Consider the following 24,387-nt stretch of genomic DNA (forward strand, 5'->3'; position numbering starts at 1 on the left):
TGAACTCGTAGGGACGACCTAGTGGCCTCCGTGGAGATCCCGAGCCGCACCACGAGCTTCCCGGGCGAGCCGCAGAGCGTGACGGGTGCGCGCCTCGCCGCGGAGGACTTCCTGTGCGTCCTGGCCGATGTCTGCCCGCCGGGCGCACCCGAGTTCTGGCACGACATCCTGCTGGTCGTCACCGAGCTGGCCGCCAACGCCGTGCAGTACGCGCCCGGGGAGTTCTCGCTGACCATGCGGCGGACCTTCGACGGTGTGCACGTGACGCTGCACGACTCCAACCCCACTCCGCCCGCCCCGCGGCCCTTCCACCCGCGCACCGGCGGTGGCGGCGTCGGCTGGCATCTGATCCAGACCCTGTGCGAGCAGGTGAGCGTCGTCCCGGAGCGGGACGGCAAGGACGTGCATGTGTTCCTGCCCTGGTGAGACACACGACTTTCACGCGCAATCGGTGCACTCGCGCACCAGTGCGGGCATGGTGGGTCACGACACGTTCGTCTGCCTGCCGCACCCGGCTGGCGGAACGGCATCGGGCACGGTGGGATCGGTGGGATGGGCAGCAGCGATCCAGGGCAGACGAACGTCGTTCGACTCGGACCGCCGGAGCCGCAGAAGGGAAGAAAGAACGTGACACGACCCAGGATTCTGGTGGTTGGCGCAGGCTTCGCCGGCGTGGAGTGTGTACGCCGGCTGGAACGCAAACTCGGTGCCGACGAGGCCGACGTCACGCTGGTGACGCCGTTCGCCTACCAGCTCTACCTTCCGCTGCTCCCCCAGGTGGCCTCCGGGGTGCTGACACCCCAGTCGATCGCCGTGTCGCTGCGGCGGAGCAAGAAGTACCGCACCCGGATCATCCCGGGCGGCGCGATCGGCGTGGACCTCAAGGCGAAGGTGTGCGTGATCCGCACCATCACCGACGAGATCGTCGACGAGCCGTTCGACTACATCGTGCTGGCGCCGGGCAGTGTGACCCGCACCTTCGACATCCCCGGGCTCACGGACAACGCGTTCGGCATGAAGACCCTGGCCGAGGCCGCCTACATCCGCGACCACGTCATCGCACAGCTCGATCTCGCCGACGCCAGCCATGACGAGGCGGAGCGGGCCGCGCGGCTGCAGTTCGTGGTCGTCGGCGGCGGTTACGCCGGTACCGAGACCGCCGCCTGTCTGCAGAAACTCACCCACGCCGCCGTCAAGCGCTACCCGCGCATCGACCCGGCGCTCATCAAGTGGCATCTGATCGACATCGCCCCGAAGCTGATGCCCGAACTGGGCGACAAGCTGGGCCGCACCGCGCAGAACATCCTCACCAAGCGCGGGATCGACATCTCCCTCGGCACGTCCATCGCCAAGGCGGGCCCGGAGGAGGTCACCTTCACCGACGGCCGGGTGATCCCGACGCGCACGCTGATCTGGACGGCGGGTGTCGTGGCGAGCCCGCTCATCTCGACGCTGGGGGCGGAGACGCTCCGCGGGCGGCTCGTGGTCGGCGCGGACATGAAGATGCCGGGCCAGGACGGGGTCTTCGCGCTCGGCGACTCCGCCGCGGTCCCGGACGAGGCCAAGGGCGAGGAGGGTGCGATCTGCCCGCCGACCGCGCAGCACGCGATGCGGCAGGGCAAGCACGTCGCGGACAACGTCATCGCCACGCTGCGGGGCGGCGCGACGACGCCGTACACCCACAAGGACCTCGGTCTCGTCGTCGATCTCGGTGGCACGGACGCCGTGTCCAAGCCGCTGGGCATCGAACTGCGGGGCCTGCCCGCCCAGTTCGCGGCCCGCGGCTATCACTGGGCGGCGCTGCGCACCAATGTGGCCAAGGTCCGCGTCGCCACCAACTGGACGCTGAACGCGCTCGCCGGTGACGATTTCGTCCGCACGGGGTTCCAGGCCCGCAGGGCGGCCAAGCTCAAGGACTTCGAGTACACGAACGCGTACCTGACACCGGAGCAGGTACGTGCCCACGTGGACGGAACGGAGCGGCAGGAATAGGCCGCCCCGGCGGACCGGGCCGCGGGAGACGGGCGATGCCGCACATGACGCGGGTGAACGACGTCCGACGCACGCGGCCCGCTCCGCGGGGCGGGGCGCGGGCGGGTGGCGGGTTGTCGGTCACAGGTGTCGTCGTCTGCGTGGGTGGGTTGTCAGTGTGTGGTGTCCGCGGACCGGGACCGGTTCGTCGGTCGGCCGTGGGTTGCGCGTCGTGACGGGCGGCGGGCGGGCGCGGGTGCGGGAGTTCGTCGTGGCGTCCGACCCCGGGCTGCTGCGGCTGACGGCCGGGCTGCGGACGGTGGGGGCCATCGCGCTGACGCTGGCCGTGCTCGCCCCGCCGGGCACCGACGTACGACACCTGGTGGCGGGGGCGATCGCGGCGATGGTCGCCACGTTCGCCGTCCGGGACAAGGAACGCGCCGCGCAGGCCGGCACGCTCGCGCTGGGCCTGCCGGTCGCGCTGGCCGCGGTCACCCTGGGGGCGCTGCTCGGCTCCCACGTGGTCGCCGGCGACCTGTTCTTCGTCGCGCTGATCTTCTGTGCGGTCTACGGGCGGCGGTTCGGCGACCGGGGCACCGCGCTCGGGCTGATCGGGTTCCAGGTGTACTTCCTGTCCCTGTTCGTCGGCGCCACGGTGTCCGGACTGCCTTCGCTGTACGGGGTGATCGGCGTCGCCTTCGCGAGCAGCGCCCTCGTGCGGTTCGCCCTGGTGCCCGAGACGCCCGCGGGAACGCTGGAGCGGCTGCGGTCCGCCTTCCGCGCCCGCCTGGCCCAGCTGGTGACCGCGCAGCTCGAACTGCTCGACGCGGGCCCCGAGGACGTCGACAAGGCCCTGGAGCACGTCCGGGAGGGTACCGCCCGGCTGCACGACACCGCGCTGATGATCCAGGGCCGGCTGGAGGCCGGGACCGCCGACGAGAGCGTGGCCCGGCTCGTGCAGCGGCGGGTGGCGGACGCCGAGGTGGCCGCCGAGCGGCTGGGCCTGTTGCTGCTGACGGCGCGCAGCGCCGAGCGGGCGGACACGCTGACCCTGCATCTGCCGGGCGCGCCCGTGCCCGCGGGTGGGCTGCTGCCGGTGCGGGACAAGGCGACCGACATGCTGCGCCGGGATCTGGAGGCGCTGCGGCTGCTCGTCCTGCGGCCGGTGTCCGCGGGGCACGGCACGGCGCTGTCGCATGTCCGCAACCGGCTCCTCGGCTACCGGGACGAGGAGAACCTGCCGGTCGCGCCACCCGCCGTCCAGGACGTCTTCCGCGGTGTCGGCGAGACCGCCCGCGCGGTGCTCGGGCTGCGGGTAGCACTCGACGGGCCGCAGGACGAGTCGGACGACAGCCCCGCCACGGCCCGCTCGCGGGAGGAGCTGGACGCCGAGGACGCGGCCATCGACGCGGGCGAGGAGGCGGCGGAGGAGCTCACGGGGCTGCGGCGGCCGACGACCCGGGCGGCCGTGCAGGTGGCGGTGGGGTCGTCGCTGGCCATCGTGGGCGGGGAGCTGCTGTCCAGTCAGCGCTGGTACTGGGCGGTGCTGACCTGCTGGATCGTGTTCATCAACACCGCGTCCACGGGCGAGATCCTGGTCAAGGGCTACCGGCGGCTGGTCGGCACGGTCCTCGGGGTGGTGGCGGGGATCGGGCTGGCGGCGCTGGTCGGGCATCACACCTGGACGGCGTTCGCCCTGGTGCTGGTGTGCGTGTTCCTGATGTTCTACACGGCGCCGCTGTCGTACACGCTGATGTCGTTCTTCGTGACGGCGGCGCTGGGGCTGCTCTACACCCTGCTGCACACCTACAGCTTCTCGGTGCTCGTGCTGCGGATCGAGGAGACGGCGCTCGGGGCGGCGTGCGGGGTGCTCGCGGCGGCGTTGGTGCTGCCGGTGCGGACGGACCGGCGTACCAACGATCTGCTGGTCGCGGTGCTGGACCGGCTCGCGGACGTCACCGAGACGGCCGTCGACCAGCTCAGCGGCGGGCCGCCGGCCGATCTGCTGGACCAGGCGCGCGACCTGGACCAGGCGCTGGCCGATCTGCGGGCCGCCACCCAGCCGCTCACGCATCCCGTCACGCCGCTGCGGGCCCGGCGGGACACGGCACGGTACGTCGTGGCCCTGCTGGAGACCTGTGCCTACCAGGCGCGGGCCCTGGCCGCGACCGCGGAACTCCTGCCGACGCATCCCTCGATCGCGGCGGACCCGCGCCTGCGCGGCGCCGGGCAGCGCATCCTGCGCAACATCCGCGCCATCGCCGCCCACGTCGCCGACGAACACTCCACCGACGAGGTCAGAACCGGGCCCAGCATCGCCGCGCTGCTGGAGACCGGCGGCCCCGACGCACCCCGCTTCGGCCGGGTGACGGATCGGGTGCTGCGGCATCTGGGCCGCCTGGACGAGGGGGTGGTGGGCCTGGCACGCCCCCTGGGGGTGCCGTTGGCCCGACCCGCGGCGTGAGGCCGGAGAGCGTCACACCCGTCACGCTCGCCGACCCTGAATCCCCTGCGCCTCACAGTCGCCGCGGATCGGGCGGCCTCACACCCTGCGCCACCTCGCCAGGGCGAACGAGAACAGTCCGAACAGCACCAGGCCCGCCGCCACGCACGCCAGCAGCCAAGGGCCCAGTGGGGTGTCGGCAAAGGAGCGGAGGGTGTCGTCGAGGCCCTTGGCCTTGTCGGGTTCGTAGTCGACCGCGGCCCGCACGGCGAAGGCGCCGGCCGCCGCGAACACGAGGCCGCGTGCCGCGCCCCCGCCGACGCCGGTCACGTCCACCAGACGCCGCGTCCACGGGGACATCGCGCCGAGCTTGAAGTCTTCCTGGTACGACCGCATGAGCGCCCGGACCCCGATCCACACCCCCGCCACGGCGACCCCGGCCCCGGCCAGCGCCACGATCCACTGACCGGCGGGCACCTCCAGGACCTTCGCGGTGACGTCCTTGGACTGCTTGTCGCTCGCCCCCTGGCCGCCCCCGCCCGAGCCGGCCGCGAACGACAGCACGGAGTAGGCGACGAAGCCGTAGAAGACACACCGGACCACCGCCAGCAGCCGCTTCTTCGCCGAACGCCCGTCCCGTCCGACCGAGCCGAACAGTGCCTCGGACAGCCGCCACAGGGCCATGCCGACGAGCCCGGCGCCCAGTGCCCACAGCAGGACGGCGCCGAAGGGCTTGTCGGACAGCTCGGCGAGGGCGCCGCCGCGGTCGGCCTGGCGTTTTCCGTCGCCGAAGGCGATCTGCAACGCCAGCGCGCCGACGAGCAGGTAGATCACACCGCGGGCGACGAGCCCTGCGCGGGCCGCGCCCTCGGTCACCGAACCACGCGCCGCGCGTTCGGCGTCCCTACGGCCCTCACGGGCGATGGCAGTCGCATTCATCTCGGCCTCCCGCCCTCCGAATGCCCGGGTCGCGGCCCGGCACACCCGGGCGGGGCCAGGTTCACAGCGAGACCCTCTCCCCCAGCGCCTCGGCGCGGACCCGGGCGCAGCTGCGGCTGATCAGCCGGGAGACGTGCATCTGCGAGATGCCGAGCTGGTCGGCGATGCGGCTCTGCGTCATGTCCTCGAAGAACCGCATGTAGAGGATGGCGCGTTCCCGTTCGGGCAGCCTGCTCAGGCCCGCCTTGACGGACTCGCGGTCGACCACGACGTCGTAGGACGAGTCGGAGCCGCCGAGGGTGTCGGCGAGGCTGTATCCGTCGTCGCCGCTGGAGAGTTCGGCGTCCAGGGACAGGGCGCTGTAGCTCTCCAGCGCCTCGAGTCCGGCGGTGACCTCGTCCTCGGTCAGACCGGTGTGGGCGGCGAGGTCGGCCGGGGTGGGTTCGGGGGTGCCCGGCGTCTGGGTGAGCTCGCGGCGGGCCACCCGCACCTTGTTGCGCAGTTCCTGCACCCGGCGGGGCACCCGCAGCGCCCACATCCGGTCCCGGAAGTGCCGCTTGACCTCGCCGGTGATGGTGGGGACGGCATAGCTCTCGAAGGCGCCGCGTTCGGGGTCGAAACGGTCCACGGCCTTGACGAGTCCGAGGGCGGCGACCTGCCGCAGGTCCTCCAGGGACTCGCCGCGTTCCCGGAAGCGGCCGGCGATGCGGTGGGCCATGGGGAGCCAGGCGGTGACGAGTTCGTCGCGGACTGCGTCCCGCTCGGGGCCGTCCTCCAGGGCGGCCAGGCGGGCGAAGAGCGCCGCGGTGTCGGGGGCGTCGTCATGCCGCCGCCGGGGTGCCGCAGCCGACGTGTCGGGCAGGCTGGGACGGCTTGTCGATGTATCGATAAGCATGCGGTATCGCTCCTGACAGATGGTTTCAAGGACTTGACCGCGGGAGGAGCGCTGTCCGGACACCAAGAGGGCCCGGGAGCAGCCCTGTCGCTCCCGTCGGCGCGCCTCCGGTCCGAAGCACGAATGTGCGTCTGCCCTGCCGCCGGGGGAGCAAACTCCGCTTCCCGACGGAAGACAGACGTCGTGTCAGGACAGGGGCACGACCGCGGTGATGCACTTGCCTCCGGAGGCGAGGCCGGTGATCCGGACGTCGCGTGCCAGCCGGCAGACGATGGGCCAGCCGCGGCCGCCCACCCGCCATCGGCCGTGCGGGTCGACGGGTTCCTCGGTCACCGGGAACGCGTCGCTGCGGTCGCTGACGGAGACCCGTACGCCGGGCTCCTCGACGTCGACGCGGAAGTCGGTGACCCCGCCGCCGTGCAGGATGGCGTTGGTGGTGAGTTCGGAGGCGACGAGCAGGGCGTCCGCCACGGACTCCCGGTCGCAGGAGGTGCCGGTGGCCCGGCAGCGGTCGGCGACGGCCTGCTCCACGGCCCGGCGGGCCTCGGCGGGCTTGCATGGGCAGTGCGGCCGGCAGCAGCCGGCCGTGGACGGCTCCCTAAGGGGCGTCGACGGTGGGCTGCCCGAGGTCACCCGTCCGGTGCCGGGTACCGACGATTCGGGGGCGGATGGGGTCCTGTGCTCCCTACACATGGTTCTGGGCTCCCTGAAGGGTTTTCGGCACGAGCCGGGCGTTTCGTGCCCCGGGCCATCGCCGTCGGACGGACTCTCACCGGCCGGGCGCACGGCCGACCGGCCGCGGCGGACTGCCTCACGCCGCGCGAGCACCGCAGGTCTCTCCTCTTCGGCTGACCGCTGCGGGACCGGTCAAACCTCGATCGCGGGGGCCATCCGGGCGCCGGTACGGGGTACCCGGAGCGCATGACGGATGTCGTGGACTCAGACGAGCTGTTGCGGCGTATCCAGCGCGCGCGGGCCTGTGCCGTGGAGGAACAGCGGGCCTGGCGGACCCGGCGCGAGGACCTGCGGACGACCGATCCGGACGGTGCACGGGAGGCCGACGTACGGACGCTGGCCTTCGAGGCCGTCGTCACGGTGCTGGACGAGATCGTGACGCCGGGCAAGCGGGCCGGAGCGTGATCACGGGCGGTCGTGGTTGGTCTCCCGGCTCGCGGGAACCCGGAAGCGCATGGCAGTGGATCACACCCGGGCACCGGTACTGGAAGCGCTGGAGACCTATCGGCGCGAGGGCCTGCTGGCCTTCACGCCGCCGGGGCACAAACAGGCGCGGGGCGCCGACCCGGCCGTGCGGGAGGTGCTGGGCGACGCCGTGTTCCTCGGCGACGTCCTCGCGTCGGGCGGCCTCGACGACCGGCTCACCCGGGGCCGGGTGCTGGAGCGTGCCGAGGAGCTGATGGCGGACGCCGTGCACGCCGAGCACACGTTCTTCACGACGTGCGGCAGTTCGTTGTCGGTGAAGGCGGCGATGCTGTCCGTGGCGGGTCCCCACGAGAAGCTGCTGATCGGCCGGGACGCCCACAAGTCGGTCGTGTCGGGGCTCATCCTCTCGGGCATCGAACCCGTCTGGATCGAGCCGCGCTGGGACCCCGAGCGGCATCTGGCGCACCCGCCGTCCGCGGCGGCGTTCGAGAAGGCGTACGCCGACCACCCCGACGCCAAGGGCGCGCTGGTCACCAGTCCGACGCCGTACGGGACGAGCGCGGATCTACGGGCCGTCGCCGAGGTGTGCCACCGGCGCGGGCGGCCGCTGATCGTGGACGAGGCCTGGGGCGCGCATCTGCCGTTCCATCCGGACCTGCCGTCCTGGGCGATGGACGCGGGCGCCGACATCTGTGTGACGAGCATCCACAAGATGGGCAGCGGCCTGGAGCAGGGGTCGGTCTTCCATCTCCAGGGCGATCTCGTGCCGCCCGAGGTGCTGAAGCTGCGCGCGGACCTGCTGGGCACCACGAGTCCGTCGGTGCTGCTGTACGCCGGGCTCGACGGCTGGCGGCGGCAGATGGCCCTGCACGGCAAGGAGCTCATGGGCGCGGCGCTCGACCTGGTCACCGGACTCCGGTCGGCCATCGGGCAGATCGAGGGGCTGCACGTCGAGGGCCGGGACGACTTCTGCGGTCCCGGGCTGGCCGACGACTTCGACCCCCTCCAGGTGATCATCGATCTGGACGGGCTCGGCATCACCGGGTTCCAGGCCGCCGACTGGCTGCGGGCCGAGCGGCGCATCGAGGCGCATCTCGCCGACCACCGCCGGCTGGGCGCGCAGGTCACCCATGGCGACGACCGGGAGACCGCCGGCGAGCTGCTGTCCGCGCTGCGGGACCTCGCGCGCGTCGCGCCCGAGCTGCGTCCGGCCCCGAAGGTGGAGGTGCCGCCTCCGTCCGAACTGCGGCTGGCGCAGTCCAGGTCGCCCCGGGACGCGTTCTTCGGTCCTGCCGAGAATGTGCCGGTGAAGAAGGCGGCCGGCCGGATCGCCGCCGAGATGATCACGCCGTATCCGCCCGGGATCCCGGCCGTTCTGCCGGGCGAGCGGCTGACCGAGCCGGTGCTGCGGTATCTGCGGACGGGCAAGGCGGCGGGCATGAACCTGCCCGACCCCAGCGACCCGGAACTGGAGACGATCAGGGTGCTGGAGACCGAGGAAGAGTGAAACGGGTCACGTGACCGGCTTTTGGTTTCGCACCAGCCCTCAGGATGGTTTACCGTTCATTCATACGTGGTCGTGGAGTTGACCCTGACGGTCCTCCGCTCGCCACCTCTGAACTGCCCTGGCTGGCCTCCCCCGTCCAGCCAGGGCTTTTCCTTGCCCGCGTGGCTCCCGTGCCGTAACGAGTGCTGTCCGCCGAGGTGCCCGAGGCGGCGGCAGCGGCTGAAATGGGCGTAGGGAAAGCCCCGGAACCGAATCGCCGGCGAGGAGCCCCGCGTCATGACCAAAGCGACGAAACTGCTGACCGCCCTGCCCCCGCCGCAACGGCAGCGTCTGATGACCCTCGCCCGGGAGGTCTCGTTCCCCGAGGACGCCCGGATCTTCGAGGCGGGCGGCACGGCCGACCGGTTCTGGGTCATCCGCTCGGGCGCGGTCTCCCTCGACCAGCAGGTGACGTCCGTGCAGCGGGTGACCGTGGCGAGTCTCGGCTCGGGGGACCTGCTCGGCTGGTCCTGGCTGTTCCCGCCGCACCAGTGGGACTTCGGCGCGGTGGCGTTCAGTCCCGTGCGCGCCTACGAGTTCGACGCGGCGGCCGTGCTCGGACTGTGCGAGGAGGACCCGGCGCTCGGGATGGTCCTGGTGCGCAGCGTCGCCGAGATCCTCGCGTACCGGCTGGAGATGACCCGGGGCAAGCTCATGGAGCAGTACTCGATGCGGCGCCGGGTCCTTTAGGGACCGGGCCGCGAGTCAGTCGCGGTGGCGGCGCCGGACCCTGTGGGACCGTAGGCGGGGTCAGACGTGGTAGCGGCGCAGTGCCGGGATCGCGGCCGCCAGCCCCAGCATCACGGCGACGACGAGCAGCCCGCCGCCCGCCACGGCCGCGCGCGGGCCGAAGGCGGCGCCCGCGGTGCCGTGCAGGACGTCGGCGAGGCGCGGGCCGCCCGCGACGACGACCGTGAAGACGCCCTGCATCCGCCCGCGCATCTCGTCGGTGGCCGCGGACAGCAGGATCGCGCCGCGGAACACCATGGAGACCATGTCCGCGACCCCGGCCAGCGCGAGGAAGGCGACCGCGAGCCACAGGCTGTCGCTCAGCCCGAACCCGGTGATGGCCACGCCCCAGGCCACCACCGCCCCGATGACCATCCAGCCGTGCCGGCGGGCCCGGGAGAAGGTGCCGGAGAACAGGCCGCCGAGCACCGCGCCGATGGGGATCGCCGCGAACAGCAGGCCGAGGGCGAGCCCTTCGCCGTACGGCGCGTAGGTCTCGCCGGCGAGCTGCGGGAACAGGGCGCGGGGCATACCGAGGACCATGGCGACGACGTCGGCGAGGAACGACAGCAGCAGCACCTTGTGCAGGGCGATGTAGCGGAACCCTTCCGCGATCTCGCGCAGGCCCGCCCGGCGCTTGGCCGGTGCCGCGCGGGGCGGCAGGGAGGGCAGCCGGTAGACCGCCCACAGCGTCACGCACAGCGCCAGGGCATCGATCAGATACAGCTCCGGCAACCCGATGACCGGGATCAGGGCGCCCGCCAGCAGCGGCCCGACGACCTGACCGGTCTGGGCGACGGTAGAGCCGAGGGCGTTGGCCGCGGTCAGCTCCTCGGCGGGGACGAGGCGGGCGATGGAGGCGGTACGGGCCGGCGCGTTCAGGCCCCAGAACGCCTGCTGAAGCGCGAGCAGCACCATGAGCGCGGCCACGGACTCCAGTCCGGCGACGGCCTGGAACCAGAACAGCAGCGACGTGAGCGCGATGCCGCTGTTGGTGACCAGGAGCAGCTTGCGGCGGTCCACGCTGTCGGCGACGGCACCGCCCCACAGCGCGAACACCATCAGCGGGACCAGCCCGGCGAGACTCGCGTAGCCGACCCAGGCCGAGGAGCCGGTGATGTCGTAGACCTGTTTGGGCACCGCGACCGCGGTGAGCTGGCTGCCCACGGCCGTGACGACGGTCGAGCTCCACAGCCGGCGGTAGGCCGGGCGGCGCAGCGGGCGGGTGTCCATCGCCCACCGGCGCCAGCCGCGCCGGACCGGCGGGTCCTCGGCCGAGGCCGGGGCCGGTGTCTGCGGTGCGGTGCTGCTCTCGCTCGTGTCCACGGACTTCCTGGTTGCTCGTTACATCTTTCGGGACCAGGGTTCACTATGACACTTGCGTCCGAGCAGGCGGGACGCACAATCTCACCTTGTGGAACGGCCGTTGGGCGGGCCTCAGGGGCCTCAGGCGCCGGCGATCAGCAGGGCGCCGAGGGCGATCATCGTCGTGGCGACCAGTCCGTCCAGGACGCGCCAGGCGGACGGGCGGGCCAGGAATCTGCCGAGCAGGCGTCCGCCGAAGCCGAGCGCCGCGAACCAGACCAGGCTCGCCAGCGCCGCCCCCAGTCCGAAGGTCCAGCGCAGCTCGCCCCGGTCGGCGGCGACGGAGCCCAGGAGGAACACGGTGTCGAGGTAGACGTGCGGGTTGAGCCAGGTCAGCGCGAGACAGGTGAGCACCGCCCGCCTGCGGGACCCGGCCGCGTCACCGTCCGTGCGCAGGGCGCCCCCGGCGGGACGGACCACACGCCGGGCGGCGAGCGCGCCGTAGCCGAGCAGGAACGCGCCGCCGATCCAGCCGACCGCGGTCAGTGCGCCGGGCCACGCCACCACCACCGCGCCGACCCCGCCGACGCCGAGGGCGATCAGGGCCGCGTCGGACAGGGCGCAGATGCCGACGACGGCGAGGACCGCGTCACGGCGGATGCCCTGGCGCAGGACGAAGGCGTTCTGGGCGCCGATGGCGACGATGAGCGAGAGTCCGGTGCCGAAGCCGGCGGCCGCGGCGGAGAGGGAAGCGGTCATGGCATCGACGCTAGTCAGGGGCGCGCATGGAGTACAGCTAAAGATTCTTACGTATCATTAGCGCTCGTGATGTGGTCATGATGGCGGAGCTTCCTCTCGACCAGGTGCGGACCCTGCTCGCGGTGGTCGACGAGGGCACCTTCGACGCGGCCGCCGCGGTGCTGCATCTGACACCGTCGGCGGTCAGTCAGCGGGTCAAGGCGCTGGAGCAGCGCACGGGCCGGGTGCTGCTGGTGCGGTCCAAGCCGGTGCGGCCGACCGAGTCGGGCGAGGTGATCGTGCGGTTCGCGCGGCAGCTGGCGCGGATCGAGCGGGACGCGTGGTCCGAGCTCGGCGCGAGCGCGAACGGCGAGCCGACGCGGGTGTCGGTCGCGGTCAACGCCGACTCGCTGGCGACCTGGTTCCTGCCCGCGCTGACCCGGGTGCCGGACGAGCCGCCGCTCCGCTTCGAGCTGCACCGCGAGGACGAGGAGCACACGGCGACCCTGCTGCGGGAGGGTCGGGTGATGGCCGCGGTGACGTCGTCGCCCGACGCCGTCGCGGGCTGCTCGGTGCGTCCGCTGGGCCGGATGCGGTACGTCGCCGCGGCGAGCCCCGCCTTCGTCGACCGGCATCTCGGCGGCCCGCTGGGCGACGCGCTGGCGAGGGCGCCCGTGGTGACCTTCGACCGGCGGGACACCTATCAGGACCGTTTCGTACGGGAGTTGGGGCACGGCAGCGGCGGAGCGAGCCCGGCCCGGCACGCCATCCCCACGTCGGAAGGGTTCGTGCAGGCGGTGACGCTGGGGCTCGGCTGGGGCATGGTGCCGGAGGTGCAGGCGGGCGCCCTGCTGCGCGCCGGGCGCCTGGTCCAGCTCGCGCCGGAGCGACCCGTGGACATCCCGCTGTACTGGCAGCAGTGGAAGCTGGACTCCCCGGCGCTGGCGGCGGTCGCGGAGGCGGTGACGACCGCGGGCGCGGCAGCGCTACGGGGCTGAGCCACCCTCTCCGCCCAGCGCCGCCAGCTGGGCCGCCGCGCTGTCCAGGAGCATCTCCAGCGCGGTCGGATAGGCGCTGTCGACCATGCGTTTCGCGAGCAGGGGCGCGGCCTCGGCGATGCGCGGGTGGGTGGTGCGGGGCAGGTGGGCGTAGGTCGAGCTCCACATGTCCTCGTCGGCGTGGAGCGCGGCGCTCGGCAGGGCGAGGGAGGCGGCGTCGAGGGCGGCGAAGGCGAGGGTCTGGTCGATGAAGGCGTGGTAGATGCGCACGGTGTCGGGGAGGGGGAACCCGGCCGTGCGCAGCACGTCGAGGACCGCCTCGTCCGCCGCCAGTTCATGGGGGCGGCCGGTGACCCGGTTCGTGGTCAGCAGGGCGGCCTGCGGATGGGCGAGGTACGCGGCGTGCAGGCGCAGGCCGACGGCCCGCAGGTCCGCCCGCCACTCCCCCGTCGGCTCCCAGCCGCGCAGTGCCTGGCCGATGAGCGCGTCGCCGATGGCCAGGGTCAGGTCGTCCATGCCGCGGAAGTAGCGGTACAGCGTGCTCGGGTCGGCGTCCAGGGCGAGGCCGAGGCGGCGGGCGGTCAGGCCCGTGCTCCCGTGTTCGCGCAGCATGCGCAGCGCGGTCTCGACGATCAGCTCCTCCGTCAGGACGGTGCCGCTCTTGGTGGGGCGGCGTCGGCGCCGCCTCTCCTCGGGCACCACTGGCTTCGGCACGGCCACGACCTCCTCGCTTATGCCAACGCCATTGACCTTAAGGGAAGCGGCGGCGTTGTATCGACCGCGGGGCCCCTCACGTCGTAGACCTTCAGCCGTAGGAGTGTTGTCATGCGTGTACTGCTCGTGGGTGCCGGAGGGGTGGGCACCGCCGTCACCCGGATCGCCGCCCGGAGGGCGTTCTTCGAGGCGATGGTGGTCGCCGACTACGACCTGGCGCGGGCCGAGGCGGCCGTGGCGGCGCTCGGTGCGGACGGGGCCCGCTTCCGGGCCGAGCGCGTCGACGCGGGCGACGAGACGGCCGTGGCGGCACTGCTGGAGCGGCACGCCTGTGACGTCCTCCTCAACGCCACCGACCCGCGCTTCGTGATGCCGCTGTTCCGCGCGGCCCGTACCGCCTCCGCCACCTATGTCGACATGGCGATGTCCCTGTCGCGTCCGCACCCCGAGCGTCCCTACGAGGAGTGCGGGGTCAAGCTGGGCGACGCGCAGTTCGAGGACGCCGTGGAGTGGGAGAAGGCGGGGCTGCTGGCCCTCGTCGGCATGGGGGTCGAGCCGGGTCTGTCGGATGTGTTCGCGCGGTACGCGGCGGACGAGCTCTTCGACGAGATCGAGGAGATCGGCGTGCGCGACGGCGCCAACCTCACCGTCGACGGCTACGACTTCGCCCCGTCCTTCAGCATCTGGACCACGATCGAGGAGTGCCTCAACCCGCCGGTCGTCTACGAGTCCGACCGCGGCTGGTTCACCACCGCGCCGTTCAGCGAGCCGGAGGTGTTCGACTTCCCCGAGGGCATCGGCCCCGTGGAGTGCGTGAACGTCGAGCACGAGGAGGTGCTGCTGATGCCCCGCTGGATCGGGGCGCGGCGGGTCACCTTCAAGTACGGCCTGGGCGACGAGTTCATCGAGGTCCTCAAGACCCTCCACAAGCTGGGCCTGGACCGCACCGAACCGGTCGCCGTCCGCGACGCGCGGGTCTCGCCCCGGGACGTCGTGGCGGCCTGTCTGCCCGACCCGGCGACGCTGGGCGAGCGGATGCACGGCAAGACCTGCGCGGGCACCTGGGTGAAGGGCGTCAAGGACGGGGCGCCGCGCGAGGTGTACCTGTACCACGTGGTCGACAACCAGTGGTCCATGGCGGAGTACGGCAGCCAGGCGGTGGTGTGGCAGACGGCGGTCAACCCGGTCGTCGCCCTCGAACTCCTCGCCACGGGTGCGTGGAAGGGTGCGGGCGTCCTCGGCCCGGAGGCCTTCCCCGCCGGTCCCTTCCTCGATCTGCTCACCGCGTACGGCTCGCCGTGGGGGCTGCGCGAGCAGTAGGAGCAAGTCTCTCCGAACTCCTTTGTTTCACATGCGCATCGACAGGTGACCCGAAAGCGAGTAAGCCATCCGCGAGGGCACGGACGACTTGGAGCGCAGGTGACATCGATGGACAACTGGCGAACCCATGCCGCGTGCCGCCACGAGGACCCCGACCTCTTCTTCCCGATCGGCAACACCGGCCCGGCACTGGTGCAGACGGAGCAGGCGAAGGCGGTCTGCCACCGTTGCCCGGTGCGGGAGCAGTGCCTGGAATGGGCCATGGAGACCGGGCAGGCGATCGGTGTGTGGGGCGGTACGAGCGAGACCGAACGACGTTCACTGCAACGGCGCCGGGCCAGGGCCGGACGCTCCTCGGGCTAGCCCGGGGACCCGCAGGGTGAAGACGCTTCCGGTGCCGGGCTCGCTCGTCGCCTCCGCCGTGCCGCCGTGCGCGGCCATCAGATGGCGGACGATCGGCAGACCCAGGCCGCTGCCTCCGGTGCGGCGGCTGCGGGACTTCTCCGCGCGCCAGAAGCGATCGAAGACGTGCGGCAGGTCCTCGGGCGCGATACCGCTGCCGGTGTCGGTGACGTCGAGGACCACGTCGTCGCCGTCGGCGCGCGCGGACAGTGTGACCGTGCCGTCGGCGGGCGTGTGACGCAGCGCGTTGGAGACGAGGTTGCCGAGCGCCTGCCGCATCCGCACCGGGTCGGCGTCCAGCCATAGCTCGCCGTCCGACCTGGTGCGCAGGGTGACGCCCGCCGTGTCGGCCGCGACGCGGTGGGCGGCGGCGACCTGACCGAGCAGCTCACCGGCGGCGACGGGCTCGCGGTGCAGCCGCAGCGTGCCGGCGTCGGCGGCGGCGAGGTCCTGGAGGTCGTCGATGACCCGCTGGAGGACGAGCGCCTCCTCGTGCAGCGAGGCCAGCAGTTCCGGGGCCGGGGCCACGACGCCGTCCCTGGTCACCTCCAGCCAGCCGCGGATGTTGGTGAGCGGGCTGCGCAGTTCGTGGGCGATGTCGCTGACCATCGCCTTGCGCTGGGCCTCCAGACGTTCCCGGCGTTCGGTGAGGTCGTTGAAGGCCGCGGCGAGGATGCCGGTCTCGTCCCGCGTGGTCACGGGCACCCGCACATGCAGTTCGGGCGGTTGCTGGGCGGCGGCGGTCAGTGCGCGCAGCGGCCGGACGAGCCGGGTGGCGACGACGGCGGTCACCGCGACGGTGACGGCGAGCACGAGCCCGGCGGCGCCGACGACCTTGGCCTTGTTGGCCGGTGACATGTCGAACCGCACGGCGGTGCGGTCGCCGCCGCCCAGGAACAGCTCGGCGGCCGGTGCCACGTAGGGGTCGAGTTGGGCGCGGCGCGCGCTGTCGACGCAGGCCTGGAACGTGCGGGCGGACGCCGAGCCCGGCGGTACGTCGATCTTTCCCAGCTGGTAGCGGCCGCCCAGGCTCCGGTCGGTGAAGTCGAAGCCGACGAACAGCGCGTCGGCCAGCTTCACGTCCTGTCGGCCCAGGCAGCCGCGGGCACGTTCCGTCAGGTCGGCGAGGGCCTTCTCCTCGGTGGGGGTCGGGGTGTTGAGGCGTCCGTCGGCGCAGTCGTCGGGCACGGTGTCGTCGTTGGTGAGGACCGGACGTCCGCTGGGTGTCCTGACGATGGCGGTCTCGATGCCGAACCGGGCGAAGCACTTCTGCCGCACCAGCGCCAGTTTCGCCAGCTTGGCGCGCTCCTGGGCGGTCAGCCGGTACGGCCCGACCACCCGGGGGTCGACGCCGCTGCGCTGCGCGCCGCGCTCGGTGTAGGTGTCGGTGCGCAGGGGGTCGACGGTGGCGGCGGCACGGGGCGGCAGGGAGGTGCCGGCCGGCGCGGAGTCGGCGACGGGGGTGCGGTCGGTGGTGGTCAGGGCGATCCGGCGGCCGGTCTTCTCGGACAGGGACCGGACGAGTTCGCCGACCCCCTGCCACGTGGGGTGGGTTGCGGCGTAGCCGCTCAGCCGGGCGAGGACGTCCATGTCCTCGGCGAGCACCTGCCCCTGTTCCTCCCGCAGGGCCCGGGTCGTCGTCTCCACCGCCAGCCACGCGGTCGCCGCCACCGAGCACACGGCGATCAGCACCGAGGCGACCAGCAGCCGGACCGACAGGCGTTTGCGCAGGGGGATGCGACGGCTCATCCACGGCCGCCGCTGAGCTTGTAGCCGACGCCGAACACGGTCAGCAGCCGCACCGGCCTGCGCGGGTCGGTCTCGATCTTCCGGCGCAGGTTCATGATGTGGACGTCGACGGCCCGTTCGGTGGACGCCCGGTCGATGCCGCGGGTGCACTCCAGCAACTGCCGCCGGGAGAAGACCCGTTCGGGCTCGGCGGTCATGGCGAGCAGGATGGCGAACTCGGCGGGTGTGCACTCCACCGGCTCGCCGTCGCACCGCACTTCGTGCCGTACGGGATCGACCTCCACCCCGGCGGCCCGTACGGGCGTCGCGCCGCGTCCGCTGCGCCGCAGCACCGTCCGGATGCGCGCCATCAGCTCGCGTGGGCTGTAGGGCTTGGTCATGTAGTCGTCGGCGCCGACGTCCAGGCCCAGCAGCACGTCGTCCTCGGTGGCACGGGCGGTGAGCATCAGCACCGGGACGTCGCCCTCCCGCCGCAGCGCCCGGCACACGCCGAGCCCGTCGAACACGGGCAGCATCAGATCGAGCACGACCAGATCGGGCCGCAGCCGCCGCACCGCGTCGAGGGCGGCCCCGCCGTCGTGGACGACGGTGGCGGTGTGGCCCTCCGCCAGCAGGGAGCGGCGTATGAGTTCGGCCTGCATCTCGTCGTCCTCGGCGACCAGCACATGTGCGCACACCCGCGAAGCCTAAGCCGCTCAGCGGGCGAGGGAGTCGGCGTCGCCCATGACGACGACCGGGTGGCGGGCCGGGTCCAGGGCCCGCAGGAGCTGCTTCATGTGCTTCTCGGCGATGCTGACGCAGCCGTGGGTGGGGCCGCCGTGGTCGACGTGCAGCCATATGCCGCCGCCGCGGCCCGCGCCGAGCGGGCGGGTCCAGTCGAGCGGGGAGGTGCCGGGCTCGCGGTTGTAGTTGATCGCGACGACGTAGTCGAAGGAGCCCGCCAGGGGTTCGCCCTCGAAGCCGGTGCCGGTCGCCGTGAAGCCGCCACCCTGGTCGTACGGCAGCCGGGTGCCGGGGTCGCGGAGCCGTCCGCCGGCGTCGGTGAGGCCGAAGACGCCGATGGGCGAGCGCAGGTCGCCGGCGTGGTGGTCGTCGGTCCAGCCGCGCAGCGCGTTGTGCGCGGGCCAGCTCTCCCCGGCCTCCCAGCCCGCGTCGGTGCGCTCGTACAGGACGACGGTGGACCGCGGGGAGTTCTTGCCGCGTCCGGTGACGACGACGGCCTGCCGGGCGTCGTCGGGAACCTTCGCCCAGGTCTTCGGCCCCAGGCCGGGCAGCTGCTGCGGGGCCACGTCCAGGGAGATCGGCGGCGCGGGCCGGATCGTGGTGGTGACCGGCGCCCGCTCGGGGGTCGCCGCGGCCCCTCCCCCGCACCCCGTGAGCACGAGGGAGGCGGCCAGCAGTACGACGTGGGGTCTGCGAGTGATCATGGATCGACCTTCGCCGACACTTGTTTGGAACTCGTCAGGTCGGGGGGCCGGGTCGGCTCCCCCTCCCTAGGGTGTGCTCGGCTTGCCCTGTCCGTACACCCAGGTCCGGAACAGACCGTCCAGGTCCTTCCCCGACTCGCGCTCCGCCAGCGCCACGAACTGCGCGGTCGTCCCGTGCCCGTCCCGGTGCTCGGCGGTCCAGGCCCGCAGAATCCGGAAGAACGTCCGGTCCCCGACGGCCGTGCGCAGCTTGTGCAGGGCCATGGCGCCGCGCGCGTACACGGGTGTGCCGAAGATGTTCGCGCCGCTGCCCGGGTCGCCCGGCGGGAACTCCCACAGGTCGTCGGTCGCGGGACGCGCGTACAGCGCGTCGAAGGTCTTCTGGGCGCTGTCGCCGCCGTGCTGTTCGCCGTAGAGCCACTCGGCGTAGGTCGCGAAGCCCTCGTTGAGCCAGATGTCCTTCCAGGAGGTGAGGCTGACCGAGTCGCCGAACCACTGGTGGGCGCTCTCGTGGACGAGGGTGCTCAGGTCGGGCGCCCGGTCGTACACCGGCCGGGTCTGCGTCTCCAGTGCGTAGCCGACGTTCGGGGCGCGGTCGACGATCGAGCCGGCCGCCTTGAAGGGGTACGGCCCGAAGAGCTTGCTCTCCCAGGCGAGAACGGACGGCAGCTGCTTGACGACGGGGTCCGCCTTGGCCGCCTCGCGCGGGTCGACGGCGTTGTAGATGCGGATGCCGTCGCGGGTGGTGGACTGGGTGACCTTGAACTTCCCGATCGTCGCCGTGGCCAGATAGGCGGCCATGGGCTCGCTCTGGCGCCAGCGGAACGTGGTGCGCCCGTGCTCGCTCCGCTGGCCGAGCAACACGCCGTTGGCGACGGCGGTGCGGCCGTCGGGAACGGTGATCGTGAAGTCGTACGACGCCTTGTCCTTGGGGTGGTTGTTCGCCGGGAACCAGGTCATCGCGCCCTGCGGCTCGCCCGCGACGAAGGCGCCGTCGTCGGTGGGGATCCAGCCGTCGAGGGAGCCGTCCGGGTCGGTGACCGGGGCCGGGGTGCCCTGGTAGGTGACGGTGACGCGGAACCACTGGCCGCGGTGCAGGGCCTTGCGCGGGGTGACGGTGAGTTCCTGTCCGCGGCGGCTGAAGTCCGCCGTGTCGCGGCCGACCTTCAGCCCGGTGATCTTGAGGCCGTTCAGGTCGAGGTTGAAGCGGTTCAGGCTCTGGGTGGCGCGGGCGGTGAGGACGGCCTTGCCGGCGAGGTGTTTGCTCGACGGGTCGTAACGGAGGGTCAGATCGTAGTGGTGGACGTGGTAGCCGCCGTTGCCGGCCAGCGGGAAGTAGGGGTCGCCGACGCCGGCCGTGCCCGCCGACGGGGGTGCCGCGGCGCCGAGCAGTGCGGCGAGGGCGACGGGGACGGTTCCGAGCACGAAGGTACGTCGGACGACTCTGGGCACGTGCGCTCCAACGGTCGAGGGGCGGGGTCGGCTTCACACTAAAGGTGATCTCCGGGGAACTCGCCCAGCATCAGGTCAAGTCGTCCCCCACCCGGAGTTACTCTCCGAACACCCCCGCCCCCCGGAGAAAGGCCCCGCCGTGAGCGTTCGCGTCCGCCGCGTCTACGAATCGCCCGAACCCGAGGACGGCGTCCGTGTCCTGGTCGACCGGCTGTGGCCGCGCGGCCTCTCGAAGGACGCGGCCCGGGTGGACGAGTGGCCCAAGGCCCTCACCCCGTCGACGGAGCTGCGCCGCTGGTACCACGCGGGCGAGGGCTCGTACGAGGAGTTCGCGCGGCGCTACGAGGCGGAACTGGCCACGCCGGAGGCGACCGAACTCCTCGACCACGTGCGCGAGTTGACGGACAAGGGCCCGGTGACGCTACTGACGTCCGCGAAGACTCCGGAGGAGAGCCACGCGGCGGTGCTGGTACGGCTGTTGGGGCGGGACGCGGGCTGAGCGCACGGCTGCGGGGACCGCCGCCGGACGACCACGGGGAGGCCCGCCGCAGCGCACAACAGCGGGGGCGACCCGCCGCGTCGGAGCACCCGACCGGCGCGCCGGCCCGCCTCCTGCGCCGTCCCCGACCCCGCCTCAGCCCGTCTGCCTCGCCGCCGCCCTCCCCGCCGCGCGGCCCGAGAACAGGCAGCCGCCGAGGAACGTGCCCTCCAGGGCGTTGTAGCCGTGGACGCCGCCGCCGCCGAAGCCGGCCACCTCGCCGGCCGCGTACAGGCCCTCGATCGGGTCGCCGTCGACGCCCAGCGCCCGGGAGTCCAGGTCGGTCTGGATGCCGCCGAGGGTCTTGCGGGTCAGGACGTGCAGCTTGACGCCGATGAGCGGGCCGGCCTCGGGGTCGAGGATGCGGTGCGGGGTGGCGACGCGGCCGAGTTTGTCGCCGATGTAGCGGCGGGCGTTGCGGATGCCCTGGACCTGGGCGTCCTTGCTGTACGGGTTGGCGATCTGGAGGTCGCGCGCCTCGATCTGGCGGCGGATCTCGGCGGCGTCGAGGAGCGGCTTGTCGGTGAGGGCGTTCATCTTCTCGACCAGTTCCTCCAGACCGGGCGCGGTCACGAAGTCGGCGCCCTTGCGCAGGAACGCGTCGACCGGCCCCGGCGCCCCCTTGCCCAGCACTCGCGTCTTGAGGAACCCGACCCGGTCCTTCGCGGTGATGTCCGGGTTCTGCTCGGAGCCCGACAGCGCGAACTCCTTCTCGATGATCTTCTGGGTGAGGATGAACCACGAGTGGTCGTACCCGGCGATGTCCTCGGTGGTGCGCAGGTACTTGAGGGTGCCGAGGGTGTCGTAGCCGGGCAGGCACGGGTCGGGAAGGCGGCGGCCGAGGGCGTCGAACCACAGGGAGGACGGGCCGGGCAGGATGCGGATGCCGTGGCCGGGCCAGATCGGGTCCCAGTTCTGCAGGCCCTCGGTGTAGTGCCACATGCGGTCGCGGTTGACCAGCCGTACGCCCGCCTCGGCGCTGATGTCGAGCATGCGGCCGTCGACGTAGGCGGGGACGCCGGTGACCATCTCGCCGGGCGGGGTGCCGAGGCGCTCGGGCCAGTAGCGGCGGACGATGTCGTGGTTGGCGCCGATGCCGCCGGTGGTGACGACGACGGCCTGGGCGGTGAGTTCGAAGTCGCCGAGTCGGTCGCGGTTGGACCGCACGCCGCGCGCGGAGTTGTCCTCGGCGAGGACGGTGCCGCGTACGCCGCGGGCGTGGCCGTCCTCGATGACGAGCGCGTCGACCTGGTGGCGGTGGTAGAAGGTCAGCAGCCCGTCGCGGGCGGCCTGCTTGGCGTGGTTCACGAAGGGTTCGACCACGCCGGTGCCGGTGCCCCAGGCGATGTGGAAGCGGGGCACGGAGTTGCCGTGTCCGTGGGCGCGCAGGTCACCGCGCTCGGCCCAGCCGACCGTGGGGAGGAACTTGATGCCGTGCCCCTCCAGCCAGGACCGCTTCTCGCCGGCGGCGAACTCGACGTAGGCGCGCGCCCAGCGCACCGCCCAGGAGTCCTCGTCGTCGACACGGTCGAAGCCGGCGCTGCCCTGCCAGTCGCTCCAGGCCAGGTCGAGGGAGTCCTTGATGCCGAGCCGCCGCTGCTCCGGGGAGTCGACGAGGAACAGCCCGCCGAAGGACCAGAAGGCCTGTCCGCCGAGGTTGGCGGCGTTCTCCTGGTCGACGAGCGCGACCCTGCGGCCCCGGCTGGTCAGTTCGTGCGCGGCGACCAGACCGGCGAGGCCGGCTCCGACGACGATGACGTCGGCATCCATGGCGACCGTCCCTTCCTCATGCGGTGGTGTCAGTGGTACTGCCGTCGGTCAGCAGCGCGGTGAGCAGTTGCTTGAGCCAGGCGCGGGCGTGTGCGACGTCCCGGTCGAGCAGCAGTTGGGTGGTGACGCCGTCGTACGCGGCGACGACGGCGTGGGCGGCGCCGTCCAGGTCGGCGAGGACGGCGGGCAGTGCGGTGTGGCCCCGCGCGCGGGCGAGCCGTTCCCGGATCGCCTCGCGCAGCCGCGCCCGGTGTTCGAGGAGGGTCTCGGCGACGGCGGGCTCGCGGGCGGCGTGCACCAGGAAGTCCGTCTTCACCAGGAGCCAGTCCCGGTCGAGGAGCAGCACCTCGGTGACGCGGTCGACGGCGGCGGGGACGTCGAGGTCGGGCCCGTCCAGGGCGAGCGCCCCGGCCACCTGGTCGGCGATCAGGTCGGCGCGTTCCCGGTAGAGGGCGAAGAACAGCTCGTCGAGGCTGTCGAAGTTCGAGTAGAAGGCGCCCCGGCTGTATCCGGCGGCCTCGCAGACCTCCTCGATGGAGACGCGTCCGAAGCCCTTGGCCGCGAAGACCGCGAAGGCGGCGTCGAGCAGATTGGCGCGGGTACGCACCCGCCGCTTCGTCACGCGCCGCGCTGTCTCCATGGCCGCCCCCTCTCGTTCGATACGCGAATGTATCCGATACATCGATGTATCGAAAGGGTCCGGAATACAGTCCACCCCTATGGGAACAGATATTCGAATCAGGCGTACGCTGGATTCATGTCCACGCACCTCCAGGCCTCCCTCTTCGACCAGACCGACCGCCTGAGCCTCGGCCCCCTCGACGGAGTCACCCGCACCGAGCTCGGTTCCGGCGCCTGGATCGACGTGCTGCCCGGCTGGCTGGCGGGCTCCGACACCCTGTTCGAACAGCTCGCCGCCGAGGTCCCCTGGCGCGCCGAGCGCCGGAAGATGTACGACAACGTCGTCGACGTCCCCCGGCTGCTCGCGTACTACGGCCGCGACGACGCCCTCCCCCACCCGGTGCTGACCGAGGCGCGCGAGGCGCTCAGTGCGCACTACGCCGACGAGCTGGGCGAGCCGTTCACCACGGCCGGGCTCTGCTACTACCGCGACGGCCGGGACAGCGTCGCCTGGCACGGCGACCGGATCGGCCGGGGCGCCCGCGAGAACACGATGGTCGCCATCCTGTCGGTCGGCGCGCCCCGCGATCTGCTGCTGCGCCCGATGCGCGGCGGTGCGGGCACGGTCCGGCGCCCGCTGGGCCACGGCGATCTGATCGTGATGGGCGGCACCTGCCAGCGGACCTGGGAGCACTGCGTACCGAAGACCACGCGAGCCGCGGGACCGCGCATCAGCGTCCAGTTCCGCCCGCACGGCGTGCACTGAGGCGGAGAGGCGGCCGCTTCGGGCGCACGCAGGGGGCTGCCTCCGGCGGACGGTGCCGGAGGCAGCCCTTCCCCCCGCCTCGCCCCCCTGCCGACCCATCTGATGTGATGCCCCCGTCGGGCAGCGAACCTCCTCATCGAGCGGGACGATCATGCGGGCTGAAGTGCAGCAAGTCGCCGACGGCACCTATCTGGTGCACGGCTCCCACACCAACTGGGTGATCCTGACGGAGGGCGACGCGCTCACCCTCGTCGACACCGGCTATCCCGGGGACCGCGCGCTGGTCCTCGACTCCCTCACCCAGGTGGGCGGTTCACCGGAGGCCGTCGCGGCGGTGCTGATCACCCATGCCCACAACGACCACCTCGGGTCCGCCGAGCATCTGCGCGCCGCGTACGGCACGCCGGTCCTGCTGCACGAGGCCGAAGTGCCGCACGCCCGGCGGGAGTTCCTGCACCAGGTCACCGTCGGGGACGTGCTGAGGAACGGCTGGCGGCCGGGCGTGGCGCCGTGGGCGCTGCGCGCGATCCGCTCAGGCGGCACGGCGCATGTCCCGGTGACCGATCCGGAGGCGTTCCCGAAGCCCGGTCCGCTGGACCTGCCCGGCCGCCCGGTCCCGGTGCACACGCCGGGCCACACCGAGGGCCACGTCGCCTTCCACCTCCCGGAGGCCGGCGTGCTGGTCTCCGGGGACGCCCTGGTGAGCGGCCACCCCACCTCACGGATCGAGGGCCCGCAGCTGCTGCCGGACATGTTCCACCACGAGCGCGCCCGTGCCGTGGCCTCGCTGGACGTCCTCGCGGAGCTGGACGGCGACCTCATGCTGCCGGGGCACGGTCCGGCGTACCGCGGTCCACTCCGTGAAGCGGCACTTCAGGCCAAGGACCGCGCGCTCTAAGGTGA

Annotated in this window: 24 protein-coding genes; 12 read left to right on the forward strand and 12 right to left on the reverse strand. The window is 72.5% G+C overall.

Annotation, left to right across the window (positions count from 1 at the left end; genetic code table 11):
* Positions 1 to 21: 21 nt before the first annotated feature.
* From EJC51_RS05560 to EJC51_RS05570, 3 genes are all read left to right on the forward strand, one after another.
* Entirely contained in the window at positions 22 to 426 is a 405-nt protein-coding gene (locus EJC51_RS05560; protein WP_126269989.1) for an ATP-binding protein, read from the forward strand.
* Positions 427 to 648: 222 nt separating this feature from the next.
* Entirely contained in the window at positions 649 to 1,992 is a 1,344-nt protein-coding gene (locus tag EJC51_RS05565; protein ID WP_244363353.1) for an NAD(P)/FAD-dependent oxidoreductase, read from the forward strand.
* 250 nt (positions 1,993 to 2,242) lie between these two features.
* Entirely contained in the window at positions 2,243 to 4,435 is a 2,193-nt protein-coding gene (locus EJC51_RS05570; RefSeq protein ID WP_425276781.1) for an FUSC family protein, read from the forward strand.
* 78 nt (positions 4,436 to 4,513) lie between these two features.
* On the opposite strand, the gene EJC51_RS05575 is transcribed toward EJC51_RS05570, so the two are convergent.
* The 3 genes from EJC51_RS05575 to EJC51_RS05585 form a co-directional block, all read right to left on the reverse strand.
* The gene (locus EJC51_RS05575; RefSeq protein ID WP_126269992.1) at positions 4,514 to 5,353 is read right to left on the reverse strand and encodes a DUF1206 domain-containing protein; all 840 of its coding nucleotides are present in this window, start codon (positions 5,351 to 5,353) and stop codon (positions 4,514 to 4,516) included.
* 61 nt (positions 5,354 to 5,414) lie between these two features.
* The gene (locus EJC51_RS05580; RefSeq protein ID WP_126269993.1) at positions 5,415 to 6,248 is read right to left on the reverse strand and encodes a SigB/SigF/SigG family RNA polymerase sigma factor; all 834 of its coding nucleotides are present in this window, start codon (positions 6,246 to 6,248) and stop codon (positions 5,415 to 5,417) included.
* A 186-nt stretch (positions 6,249 to 6,434) separates the two neighbouring features.
* On the reverse strand, positions 6,435 to 6,941 hold the full coding sequence (locus EJC51_RS05585; RefSeq protein WP_126269994.1) for an ATP-binding protein: 507 nt from the start codon (positions 6,939 to 6,941) through the stop codon (positions 6,435 to 6,437).
* 228 nt (positions 6,942 to 7,169) lie between these two features.
* On the opposite strand from EJC51_RS05585, the gene EJC51_RS05590 reads away from it, so the two are divergent.
* From EJC51_RS05590 to EJC51_RS05600, 3 genes are all read left to right on the forward strand, one after another.
* Entirely contained in the window at positions 7,170 to 7,388 is a 219-nt protein-coding gene (locus tag EJC51_RS05590) for a hypothetical protein (protein WP_126269995.1), read from the forward strand.
* Positions 7,389 to 7,437: 49 nt separating this feature from the next.
* Positions 7,438 to 8,916 carry an aminotransferase class I/II-fold pyridoxal phosphate-dependent enzyme gene (locus EJC51_RS05595; protein ID WP_126269996.1) on the forward strand — a complete coding sequence of 493 codons (1,479 nt, stop codon included), beginning with the start codon at positions 7,438 to 7,440 and terminating at the stop codon, positions 8,914 to 8,916.
* Positions 8,917 to 9,192: 276 nt separating this feature from the next.
* Positions 9,193 to 9,645, forward strand: coding sequence for a cyclic nucleotide-binding domain-containing protein (locus EJC51_RS05600; protein WP_126269997.1), 453 nt, complete (start codon positions 9,193 to 9,195; stop codon positions 9,643 to 9,645).
* 60 nt (positions 9,646 to 9,705) lie between these two features.
* On the opposite strand, the gene EJC51_RS05605 is transcribed toward EJC51_RS05600, so the two are convergent.
* Complete coding sequence (locus EJC51_RS05605) at positions 9,706 to 11,010, reverse strand: MFS transporter (RefSeq protein WP_126269998.1); 1,305 nt, start codon at positions 11,008 to 11,010, stop codon at positions 9,706 to 9,708.
* 120 nt (positions 11,011 to 11,130) lie between these two features.
* Positions 11,131 to 11,748, reverse strand: coding sequence for a LysE/ArgO family amino acid transporter (locus tag EJC51_RS05610; protein WP_126269999.1), 618 nt, complete (start codon positions 11,746 to 11,748; stop codon positions 11,131 to 11,133).
* A 77-nt stretch (positions 11,749 to 11,825) separates the two neighbouring features.
* Between EJC51_RS05610 and EJC51_RS05615 the strand changes: the two genes are divergently transcribed.
* On the forward strand, positions 11,826 to 12,725 hold the full coding sequence (locus EJC51_RS05615) for a LysR family transcriptional regulator ArgP (protein ID WP_126270000.1): 900 nt from the start codon (positions 11,826 to 11,828) through the stop codon (positions 12,723 to 12,725).
* Here the strand turns inward: EJC51_RS05615 and EJC51_RS05620 are convergent.
* Positions 12,714 to 13,439 (reverse strand): TetR/AcrR family transcriptional regulator, encoded by a 726-nt coding sequence (locus EJC51_RS05620; protein ID WP_126270001.1) that lies wholly within the window; start codon positions 13,437 to 13,439, stop codon positions 12,714 to 12,716. The genes EJC51_RS05615 and EJC51_RS05620 overlap by 12 nt on opposite strands.
* Positions 13,440 to 13,550: 111 nt before the next feature.
* Here EJC51_RS05620 and EJC51_RS05625 point away from each other — a divergent pair, with 111 nt between their 5' ends.
* Positions 13,551 to 14,759, forward strand: coding sequence for a saccharopine dehydrogenase family protein (locus EJC51_RS05625; RefSeq protein WP_126270002.1), 1,209 nt, complete (start codon positions 13,551 to 13,553; stop codon positions 14,757 to 14,759).
* A gap of 108 nt (positions 14,760 to 14,867) precedes the next feature.
* On the forward strand, positions 14,868 to 15,122 hold the full coding sequence (locus EJC51_RS05630) for a WhiB family transcriptional regulator (RefSeq protein WP_126270003.1): 255 nt from the start codon (positions 14,868 to 14,870) through the stop codon (positions 15,120 to 15,122).
* Here the strand turns inward: EJC51_RS05630 and EJC51_RS05635 are convergent.
* The 4 genes from EJC51_RS05635 to EJC51_RS05650 form a co-directional block, all read right to left on the reverse strand.
* Positions 15,078 to 16,910, reverse strand: a complete 1,833-nt coding sequence (locus EJC51_RS05635; RefSeq protein ID WP_126270004.1) for a sensor histidine kinase — start codon at positions 16,908 to 16,910, stop codon at positions 15,078 to 15,080. The genes EJC51_RS05630 and EJC51_RS05635 overlap by 45 nt on opposite strands.
* Positions 16,907 to 17,587: a response regulator transcription factor gene (locus EJC51_RS05640; RefSeq protein ID WP_126270005.1), complete on the reverse strand. Its 681-nt coding sequence runs from the start codon at positions 17,585 to 17,587 to the stop codon at positions 16,907 to 16,909. The genes EJC51_RS05635 and EJC51_RS05640 overlap by 4 nt, the downstream gene beginning before the upstream one ends.
* An 18-nt stretch (positions 17,588 to 17,605) precedes the next feature.
* A complete protein-coding gene (locus EJC51_RS05645; protein ID WP_126270006.1) occupies positions 17,606 to 18,337 on the reverse strand; it encodes a L,D-transpeptidase family protein in 732 nt (243 codons plus the stop codon).
* Between the two features lie 66 nt (positions 18,338 to 18,403).
* A complete protein-coding gene (locus EJC51_RS05650; RefSeq protein WP_126270007.1) occupies positions 18,404 to 19,789 on the reverse strand; it encodes a M1 family metallopeptidase in 1,386 nt (461 codons plus the stop codon).
* Between the two features lie 139 nt (positions 19,790 to 19,928).
* On the opposite strand from EJC51_RS05650, the gene EJC51_RS05655 reads away from it, so the two are divergent.
* A complete protein-coding gene (locus tag EJC51_RS05655) occupies positions 19,929 to 20,288 on the forward strand; it encodes a DUF488 domain-containing protein (protein ID WP_126270008.1) in 360 nt (119 codons plus the stop codon).
* Between the two features lie 135 nt (positions 20,289 to 20,423).
* On the opposite strand, the gene EJC51_RS05660 is transcribed toward EJC51_RS05655, so the two are convergent.
* Both EJC51_RS05660 and EJC51_RS05665 read right to left on the reverse strand, forming a co-directional pair.
* Positions 20,424 to 22,097 carry an FAD-binding dehydrogenase gene (locus EJC51_RS05660; protein ID WP_126270009.1) on the reverse strand — a complete coding sequence of 558 codons (1,674 nt, stop codon included), beginning with the start codon at positions 22,095 to 22,097 and terminating at the stop codon, positions 20,424 to 20,426.
* Between the two features lie 16 nt (positions 22,098 to 22,113).
* Positions 22,114 to 22,737 (reverse strand): TetR/AcrR family transcriptional regulator, encoded by a 624-nt coding sequence (locus EJC51_RS05665; RefSeq protein ID WP_126270010.1) that lies wholly within the window; start codon positions 22,735 to 22,737, stop codon positions 22,114 to 22,116.
* Positions 22,738 to 22,854: 117 nt separating this feature from the next.
* On the opposite strand from EJC51_RS05665, the gene EJC51_RS05670 reads away from it, so the two are divergent.
* Together EJC51_RS05670 and EJC51_RS05675 are read left to right on the forward strand one after the other, a co-directional pair.
* Entirely contained in the window at positions 22,855 to 23,484 is a 630-nt protein-coding gene (locus EJC51_RS05670; protein WP_126270011.1) for an alpha-ketoglutarate-dependent dioxygenase AlkB, read from the forward strand.
* 151 nt (positions 23,485 to 23,635) lie between these two features.
* A complete protein-coding gene (locus EJC51_RS05675) occupies positions 23,636 to 24,382 on the forward strand; it encodes an MBL fold metallo-hydrolase (RefSeq protein WP_126270012.1) in 747 nt (248 codons plus the stop codon).
* Positions 24,383 to 24,387 lie beyond the last annotated feature (5 nt).

The organism is Streptomyces aquilus (assembly GCF_003955715.1).
GTDB classification, from domain to species: Bacteria; Actinomycetota; Actinomycetes; order Streptomycetales; family Streptomycetaceae; genus Streptomyces; species Streptomyces aquilus.

What these genes read in the sequence shown, in the direction of transcription:
- EJC51_RS05675 (WP_126270012.1), top strand. Translation starts at nt 23,636, where the DNA reads ATGCGGGCTGAAGTGCAGCAAGTCGCCGACGGCACCTATCTGGTGCAC.
- EJC51_RS05660 (WP_126270009.1), bottom strand. Translation starts at nt 22,097, where the DNA reads ATGGATGCCGACGTCATCGTCGTCGGAGCCGGCCTCGCCGGTCTGGTC.
- EJC51_RS05670 (WP_126270011.1), top strand. Translation starts at nt 22,855, where the DNA reads ATGTCCACGCACCTCCAGGCCTCCCTCTTCGACCAGACCGACCGCCTG.
- EJC51_RS05590 (WP_126269995.1), top strand. Translation starts at nt 7,170, where the DNA reads ATGACGGATGTCGTGGACTCAGACGAGCTGTTGCGGCGTATCCAGCGC.
- EJC51_RS05615 (WP_126270000.1), top strand. Translation starts at nt 11,826, where the DNA reads ATGATGGCGGAGCTTCCTCTCGACCAGGTGCGGACCCTGCTCGCGGTG.
- EJC51_RS05665 (WP_126270010.1), bottom strand. Translation starts at nt 22,737, where the DNA reads ATGGAGACAGCGCGGCGCGTGACGAAGCGGCGGGTGCGTACCCGCGCC.
- EJC51_RS05645 (WP_126270006.1), bottom strand. Translation starts at nt 18,337, where the DNA reads ATGATCACTCGCAGACCCCACGTCGTACTGCTGGCCGCCTCCCTCGTG.
- EJC51_RS05600 (WP_126269997.1), top strand. Translation starts at nt 9,193, where the DNA reads ATGACCAAAGCGACGAAACTGCTGACCGCCCTGCCCCCGCCGCAACGG.
- EJC51_RS05610 (WP_126269999.1), bottom strand. Translation starts at nt 11,748, where the DNA reads ATGACCGCTTCCCTCTCCGCCGCGGCCGCCGGCTTCGGCACCGGACTC.
- EJC51_RS05635 (WP_126270004.1), bottom strand. Translation starts at nt 16,910, where the DNA reads ATGAGCCGTCGCATCCCCCTGCGCAAACGCCTGTCGGTCCGGCTGCTG.
- EJC51_RS05585 (WP_126269994.1), bottom strand. Translation starts at nt 6,941, where the DNA reads ATGTGTAGGGAGCACAGGACCCCATCCGCCCCCGAATCGTCGGTACCC.
- EJC51_RS05625 (WP_126270002.1), top strand. Translation starts at nt 13,551, where the DNA reads ATGCGTGTACTGCTCGTGGGTGCCGGAGGGGTGGGCACCGCCGTCACC.
- EJC51_RS05580 (WP_126269993.1), bottom strand. Translation starts at nt 6,248, where the DNA reads ATGCTTATCGATACATCGACAAGCCGTCCCAGCCTGCCCGACACGTCG.
- EJC51_RS05595 (WP_126269996.1), top strand. Translation starts at nt 7,438, where the DNA reads ATGGCAGTGGATCACACCCGGGCACCGGTACTGGAAGCGCTGGAGACC.
- EJC51_RS05630 (WP_126270003.1), top strand. Translation starts at nt 14,868, where the DNA reads ATGGACAACTGGCGAACCCATGCCGCGTGCCGCCACGAGGACCCCGAC.
- EJC51_RS05575 (WP_126269992.1), bottom strand. Translation starts at nt 5,353, where the DNA reads ATGAATGCGACTGCCATCGCCCGTGAGGGCCGTAGGGACGCCGAACGC.